Raw genomic sequence first — 6,977 nt, 5'->3', positions numbered from 1 at the left:
GATGCAGCATCACACAGTTCATCAATCCAAGCACCATCAATTCTGATGTACTCAGGATAATTAGCTGCGATCGCTTGGAGAATTTTCATCGCACCCGGATTAATCACCGACTGCACCGACTCTTCATCAATGTCAGCAATATCGGGATTGGGAATACCAGTCGGTGAAGGTGATCGTTGTGCTGGTGGTTCTGGAAGTGTAACCAACCCTTGCAACTGATATTCAGCTATCCACCGGGGGCGCTCACTAACGGGCAGGCGATTCACATAATCAGCAACTCGGCGTTTAGCTGCGATCGCAGTAGTGACATAATCATAAACAGCCTCACCTTGTAAATGCTGCTTAAGTGATTTCAGATCAGCTTCTTGTAGAGAGCGATAAACTTTCTGTTTGCCTTCACTGATTTGGGCAGATACTCCAAATAAGCCAGCACTCAGCGTTCCAGCACCAAGCAGCATCCCGGTTGTTATTCGGTCAGTATTTAAGAAAAAAGGAGCAGACAGACACATAACTGCACTCGCTCCTAAAGAACATAAGATAGTTCGTTCTGCATGAATCACCCCACTGGCAGTTAGTCGTTGTAATTCAAATCCCATATATTCACTCTCGAAATTTTCAATTAACTTTGACTTGAAAAAGGGAAAGGGGAAAAGGGGAAGGGGAAAAGGGGAAGATTTTATTACTTTGGTGATTGATTTATAGATTGAATTTGATTAGATAACATTCGACTTAAATTTAAAGCTTGGTTATAAAGGTGTAAATAAGTTTGTTGCTCTAAATAACCAATTTCCAATGCGACTCTTAACAGACTCCGAACTTCTCCCGCAGATCCTTTTGCAATATTCAGAAAATTTACATATTCTTTTCGAGAATATCGCTCAAACCCTTCAGCAATATTTGTGGGTATTGAAACAGAAGCGCGTCTTAATTGATCTTTTAAACCGAAATCTCTACTTAACTCACCTTCTTTAGTAATTAAGTAAATGCATTTAACTAACTCAATTCCTTTTTGCCACACTCTTAAATCTTCAAAGCTCTCAACTTTCTTTCTCTCCATTTTTTCTCCTTTCCTCCTTTCCCCTTTTCCCCTTTCCCTTTTCCCCTAAAATTACCTCACCCCCAACGCAACACCGGCTGCAACTAAAGTCAAGAAGACAAACAGGAATATCACTCCAGGCATCAAGCCAATGGTGAAAGTTTTACGGTTGAAGCCAAAACCTTTAATGACTAAACCGCCAAAGTTGAATAACCCCAGAACTATGCAGCAGATGGAGATTATGCCAATAAACCAAAGAATGTATCGACTAACGGGGCTGGCAACGGATAGATAACCCATAAACATAGAAAAACCAACCCCAGACACTGCATATCCTATATGAGAGAGCTTGATTTGCATAATCAGAATCCAGAAGTCAGGAGTCAGAAGTCAGAATGGAATTAACATAACTTGTTAGTAATTTGCTAACTTCTTCAAGTTGGTTAATTGCGTTTGCCATATCACCGTAATTTAAATCCCTAGCTAGGATTAAATAATATCTACACTCTTCTAAAGAACCCTGTGCCGTGTTCATAAATCTTGCTTTATCTGCTCTCCCTTTTTTCTTAAATCCCTCAGCAATATTAGCGGCGATAGAAACAGATGCACGTCTAAATTGTGAGGATAACCCAAATATTTCTGACTTAGGAAATTGACCAGTCAGTTTATATACGTTCAAAACAAATTGATGTGCTTTCTGCCAAACTATTAAATCTTGAAATGTTTTTGCTGCTTGTCTCATTTATTCTGACTCCTGACTTCTGACTCCTGACTCCTGATTTAGAACCTGAAACTATCACCCACTTCATCAAATGCTTTCTCGTATCCCCCCAACTGACGTTGTTGTTCCTGGGAACCAAAGGCATGACGGATCACCGCCTCCCCATGTAATCCCCTGGTTCGCTGCAAATCTTCCTCAATCTTCATGGCTTCTTGGGAATATGCCAATTGGTTTTTATACATCTCTGCCAAAGATTGCAACTGTTTGAGCTTGTGCCGGGAGAACTTTGTATGTAGCCACTTCTGTGCTTTTAAATTGCCAGCCACTTCTGCTTCATCAAGAACCTGCTTTGCTGTAGTGTAAGCTGGCAATGTGTAGCGATCGCGGATTGATGAAGGTAAATTACCCTCAATTTGGGTAGCATCCCCAACCCTTAAATCCGTTGATACTACTCCATCACCTTTACCGCCAAATAAACCAGGAAGCCATTTTCCTAACATTGCTTTCTCCCCTCTAACTACTAATTAAAGAATTCAGAAGTCAGGAGCCAGAAGCCAGAATAAAGAATTCTAGTACTGAATGAATAGACTATAAAGCATTAAATTTTCACTTTTCAAATCTACCTATTCAGTTCTCCTGAATTCTGACTTCTGACTCCTGACTCCTGTGTATAAGTCTGCTGAACTTGTTGAACTTGTGAGCCGATATATCGGGTTATGCCATATATCCCCATGAATGAAAACATCAATATAGTAAAAGCTGCGATCGCAGTTTGAGCCATCATTCCCCGTTGCATCAATTCCTCAATCTGTCTATTGGACTGCGATCGCGCTCTCGACTCATCAATAATTTGCTGGACTACCAGGAATTCTTCTGTTGTCAGATTTTCTAGTGTCAGCCCTGACAGATTCAACTCCCCGTCCTTCTTCAGGTGAATATTTAATGCTTTGCGATGGGTTTGGTCTTGTTGCTCCATATATTGCCACGCCCAAAACGAGGGTTAATAGCAGCAGATTCAGTACTGCTGCTAATCCAATGAATTTATTCGGTCGCATTTGTTGGGCTAATGCCGAAAATACCCGCAACGAGTTCGTCACCGATTGCACGAAAGGAATCTACATCAGCTTCTTCCTCCATCGCCTTAGAGACAAACTTACTCACCACGTCCTTGGGGGCATTGCGGATCGTTGATAACAACTGGTCGGCTTTGTCAGTTGTGTAAGCATCAATCCCGACGTTGAGAACATCCTCCAAAGATTGAATTTCTTGATTTGAAATCTGGGATGCATGAGTGATCGCTCCTTGCAATGGAGGAGTGGATTTACGGCGGGGGGAATTTTTACCTAATTTACCGTTGCCATTTTTGGACTTGCCATTAGCAGTGGTCAGGGCAGTTGATTTCTTGGCTTGTACAACTTGAATTGCCACTTCTTGAGCTTCGGCATCATTCAAATTATCAACATCCATGCCAATAGCTGATGCTGCGGACAAAATATCGCCCTCATCGAACTCGATACCTTCAGCCAGCAAAATTTCTTTGACTTTTTGCATAAGTTAGTTTCTTATGTGCTACTACACTAATAATATAATATAAATAAGCTACATATCATATAAGAAAGCTACATTATTTCGATATTATGTAGGGTTCTTGTCCCATAGCCAATATCATTTGATAATTTGGGTGATTAAGTATGGATGCAACAATGCCTAGAACAAAAGCACAGGGAATGACCAGAATTGAACTTTACGTGCCAACAGCACTATTTGAAGAAGCAGAAGAACTGGCCGAGTTTGAGGGTTGGAAATTATCAGAACTGCACCGTGTATTTTGGGAAAACGGTTTTGGTGTTTATGTTGAACGCAGTAACAAGAGAATGATTAACAAACGCTTGAGAGAGAAAATTTCCCCTGACGCGGGCAATCAGAGAGAAGAAGAGTAATTTTCACGCCCAGGTTTAACCTGGGCATTGTTGAGTAAAGGGAGCAACAAAATATGCAAAGTATTGAAGAAGCATACACCCTTGCTTGGGTAAAAACAGCTTGCGAACACGTCTTAGGTAAAAGCATTAGTATTAGAGCTTGGCGAAAATGGTTAAGGATATGTGGTGTAAAGCAGTACGCCCGACAGGTGAGATTGAAAGAATGCTGCTATTTGTTAGGGCTTGCATATCTCAAAAGTCAAAATCTCTTCAAAAAGTATTCTTTGTCAGACGTTTCATTGTTACTCAAAAAGGAGCAACAGAGGTTTGCCCAATTTGGTATCGATTTAGAAGAACCAGATTTCCCGTTATCTGGGCGAGAACTTCCGAATTTTATCTACGACAGAACAAAGCGTAAAATCAGCTTGCGAACTGTGTATCGTTGGGCTGAAAAACACAGTATTCCCTTCTCCGTATCGAGAATTATTCCCCCACAAGAACTAATTAGATGGCTGGAATTAGGAAATGCTGCTTCTTGAGGATGAAGTCAGAACCAAGAATTAGGACGCTCTCTACTAAACTCTAGAAAGCACGACTTTTTTGGACAGAATACCGGTTCTTGTTTCCTGATTCCTGATTCCTGACTCCTGACTCCTGAATTCTAATTTCTAGCCGCTCTTTTTTTTTGCACTACTCTGTCACAAAGCGGTACAGAATTCCGGCAGGTATGCCGTGACATTCAAAACCACTGCTGTGTATAGATGTCACAAAAAGCGGCATGATGTTAGCAACGCCCAGAACCCTTGTGTTTCCGTTAATATCACAAAAAGCGGCACAGTTGCTCTGTGACATCAGCGTGCAGGGACAGTACTCAAAGCCATACAGAATGGGTGTCACGCGAAAAGCGGCCCACTTGACGAAAAAAAATAGGGATGAAAAAAAGCCCCGTTTTTGGGGCTTTTTTATAAAGTGCGATCGACAGCCTCTGATGTTCACAGAACGCCTGCTTTTAAGTGTGGGATTTTCTACACCCTATCCCTTACAAGCTTTTCATGACTGATGCTGAATTTTATTTCCTAAACTTTCTATTTTTTACTTTGCAAGTTTTTCTTCTTCTTTTGTTTAGGGCACTCGATATCGACCATCAACCCATGCTCAAATACAACAGTGTGTTTTGGGTCTGCTCCATCAGAAAGGAGAATTTTTTTCTGTTTACTCATCAACTTCATTTCCTTAATTGTGTTCTCGAAAAAATGAAGTTGATAGCCACAATCACATTCAAATGATGAAGGGAATATTTCTTTGGGCATAAACTAATCGAAAAAATTATATTTCCTTGGCATTTTTTTTCATAATCCCATTGCCCAGATGAAAAAGTGTAATCTTTTGTATAAGTTATTGAAACACAGGAAAGCCGGTGGCATGGTTAATCTGTGAACCTGGTGACACTGGACAGCACTTGCGGTTGAGAATTTTAACAGCAGCCGTTGGTGCGCCAGATGCCATGTACACCTGTGGAGAACTTTGAGTATGGAGTTCGTCGTTCTTCTGAATAGGTAGCGAGGTGAAGTTAATGAGTCAGGAAGAACCTAATTACAGTAAAAGCGTCTTTAATCAAGAAAATGCAGTAAATCCAATAGGTTTATTATTTGATGAAGAATACTTAAGAAAAGCTGTTGAAGCTGAGGATAAAGTTGGTGGCAATATTGGGACTGGATTAGATTGGGGGTCAGCATTTGCCTCCTTAATGGGTAATCTAAAACTTTTGGGACGTTTCACAACATTGCGTATTTCTCTAAATAGAGAAGTGCGGTTGCTACTGAATAATTGGAATTTAGGTACAGCTACGAAAATTGCTGTAAAAACTGCAAGAGAAAGAATACTTGAAAAGTTTAGGCTGTCAACACCAGAGGTAAGAGAATACATACTTGCCACTCTGGAAAATGATCAGCTTTATGGTGAAGAATTCATTTCTAATCGAGAGATACTGCGCGAACTGCTTGGGGTGTTGTTAAAACAAGAAGATTGGGAAACCATTGCAGCAGTTGCAGCAGATTCGTTAAAGAAATAAATTATACATCAAGCTGTTAGTGAAAAGATTTCAGCATAGTCAAGCTCATCGCAATAATTCTATTTGAATTATTTTTTTGTTTTGCCAACAAGTGTGTGCTGTTTAACCTAGCCTTTCTTCTAGGTTCTCAACGTTTAAACTTTGTGAGAGGATTAACCCAGTATTTAAACTCAGCTTAAACATCTTGTTCTGAAATGTGATCTTAATTCATCACAGGAGTGCTTAATCATGGCGCAGGACGAACTAAAGAACAAAGTAGCTTTGATTACTGGTGCAAATAAAGGTCTGGGGCTGGAAATGAGTCGTCAACTCGGACAACATGGATTGACAATTCTGATAGCGTCCCGAAACTTAGATGCAGCTAAAACAGCAGTGAGTAACTTGGAGAACGAAGGAATAATAGCTCACCCAATTGCCCTGGATGTCACTGATAGTAATCAAATTGAATCTGCCGTTCAACAAATTAGTGACTCTTTTGGTAGGCTTGATGTCTTGATCAATAACGCGGGTGTGTTTTTAGATGGTGACTGGTTAACTAGTAATGCTAGTTCTATTTCTGTAGACATTATTCGACAGACATTTAACACAAACTTTTTTGGCTTAGTGGAATTAACTCAACGAGCATTGCCGTTAATATTGAATAGCCCTAGCGGTCGAATCGTAAATATGTCGAGTATTGAAGCCTCGTTAGCACTTCATGCTGACCCCAATTCATTCATCTATAATTCCAAACCATTTGCTTACAATGCTTCTAAGGCAGCAGTGAACTCATTCACGATTCATTTAGCTCATGAGTTACGCAATACTCCGGTGAAAATTAATAGCGCTCATCCGGGTTGGGTAAAAACGGAATTAGGTGGTGAAGGTGCAATGATGGACATCGCATCAGGTGCGAAAACTGGTGTTGAATTAGCGATATTGCCCAATGATGGCCCCAGTGGTGGGTTTTTCCATCTTGGTGAACCAGTAGCTTGGTAATTTATACCACGATTTGAAGCAGTGGCATAAGTTATTAGTCATTACGCAAATTTCTCACGATTTTTGTACACTCGATACTATTGACTATTGACCAAGACGGTAAATGGCGATTTATCCCATACATAGAAGGAATGGGATAAATCGCCATCTTTTGTAAAAAGTCGGCTCTAACTCCACGTGAGTTCGACGATTAGAAAAAGCCAAAAAGCTTGTGATATATGAATTTGCTCAACTGGGAAAGACCAAGCGATG

At 40.4% G+C, this 6,977-nt stretch carries 11 protein-coding genes and 1 pseudogene; 4 read left to right on the top strand and 8 right to left on the bottom strand.

The window, feature by feature from the left end; translation table 11 throughout:
• From G1O98_RS35880 to G1O98_RS35850, 7 genes and pseudogenes are all read right to left on the bottom strand, one after another.
• Positions 1–596: pseudogene (locus G1O98_RS35880) on the bottom strand (hypothetical protein); the annotation flags it as partial.
• Positions 597–679: 83 nt separating this feature from the next.
• The gene (locus G1O98_RS35875; protein WP_163938899.1) at positions 680–1,057 is read right to left on the bottom strand and encodes a four helix bundle protein; all 378 of its coding nucleotides are present in this window, start codon (positions 1,055–1,057) and stop codon (positions 680–682) included.
• 51 nt (positions 1,058–1,108) lie between these two features.
• On the bottom strand, positions 1,109–1,396 hold the full coding sequence (locus G1O98_RS35870) for a hypothetical protein (protein ID WP_104902032.1): 288 nt from the start codon (positions 1,394–1,396) through the stop codon (positions 1,109–1,111).
• Positions 1,397–1,412: 16 nt separating this feature from the next.
• Positions 1,413–1,778 carry a four helix bundle protein gene (locus G1O98_RS35865; RefSeq protein ID WP_114080759.1) on the bottom strand — a complete coding sequence of 122 codons (366 nt, stop codon included), beginning with the start codon at positions 1,776–1,778 and terminating at the stop codon, positions 1,413–1,415.
• A 38-nt stretch (positions 1,779–1,816) separates the two neighbouring features.
• Complete coding sequence (locus tag G1O98_RS35860; RefSeq protein WP_163938897.1) at positions 1,817–2,257, bottom strand: hypothetical protein; 441 nt, start codon at positions 2,255–2,257, stop codon at positions 1,817–1,819.
• Between the two features lie 119 nt (positions 2,258–2,376).
• On the bottom strand, positions 2,377–2,733 hold the full coding sequence (locus G1O98_RS35855; RefSeq protein WP_163938895.1) for a hypothetical protein: 357 nt from the start codon (positions 2,731–2,733) through the stop codon (positions 2,377–2,379).
• 65 nt (positions 2,734–2,798) lie between these two features.
• A complete protein-coding gene (locus tag G1O98_RS35850) occupies positions 2,799–3,308 on the bottom strand; it encodes a hypothetical protein (RefSeq protein ID WP_163938893.1) in 510 nt (169 codons plus the stop codon).
• 140 nt (positions 3,309–3,448) lie between these two features.
• Between G1O98_RS35850 and G1O98_RS35845 the strand changes: the two genes are divergently transcribed.
• Both G1O98_RS35845 and G1O98_RS35840 read left to right on the top strand, forming a co-directional pair.
• On the top strand, positions 3,449–3,697 hold the full coding sequence (locus tag G1O98_RS35845; RefSeq protein WP_163938891.1) for a hypothetical protein: 249 nt from the start codon (positions 3,449–3,451) through the stop codon (positions 3,695–3,697).
• Between the two features lie 53 nt (positions 3,698–3,750).
• Positions 3,751–4,215 (top strand): helix-turn-helix domain-containing protein, encoded by a 465-nt coding sequence (locus G1O98_RS35840; protein WP_163938889.1) that lies wholly within the window; start codon positions 3,751–3,753, stop codon positions 4,213–4,215.
• Between the two features lie 546 nt (positions 4,216–4,761).
• On the opposite strand, the gene G1O98_RS35830 is transcribed toward G1O98_RS35840, so the two are convergent.
• Positions 4,762–4,986 carry a hypothetical protein gene (locus G1O98_RS35830; RefSeq protein WP_163938885.1) on the bottom strand — a complete coding sequence of 75 codons (225 nt, stop codon included), beginning with the start codon at positions 4,984–4,986 and terminating at the stop codon, positions 4,762–4,764.
• 263 nt (positions 4,987–5,249) lie between these two features.
• On the opposite strand from G1O98_RS35830, the gene G1O98_RS35825 reads away from it, so the two are divergent.
• Both G1O98_RS35825 and G1O98_RS35820 read left to right on the top strand, forming a co-directional pair.
• Positions 5,250–5,747 carry a hypothetical protein gene (locus tag G1O98_RS35825; RefSeq protein ID WP_163938883.1) on the top strand — a complete coding sequence of 166 codons (498 nt, stop codon included), beginning with the start codon at positions 5,250–5,252 and terminating at the stop codon, positions 5,745–5,747.
• A 228-nt stretch (positions 5,748–5,975) separates the two neighbouring features.
• Positions 5,976–6,725 carry an SDR family oxidoreductase gene (locus G1O98_RS35820; RefSeq protein WP_163938882.1) on the top strand — a complete coding sequence of 250 codons (750 nt, stop codon included), beginning with the start codon at positions 5,976–5,978 and terminating at the stop codon, positions 6,723–6,725.
• The last annotated feature ends 252 nt before the right edge of the window (positions 6,726–6,977 follow it).

It is taken from the genome of Nostoc sp. UIC 10630 (assembly GCF_010747425.1).
Lineage (GTDB): Bacteria > Cyanobacteriota > Cyanobacteriia > Cyanobacteriales > Nostocaceae > Nostoc.
Note: the sequence above shows the minus strand (reverse complement) of the source record. Positions and strands in the feature narration are given on the sequence as shown.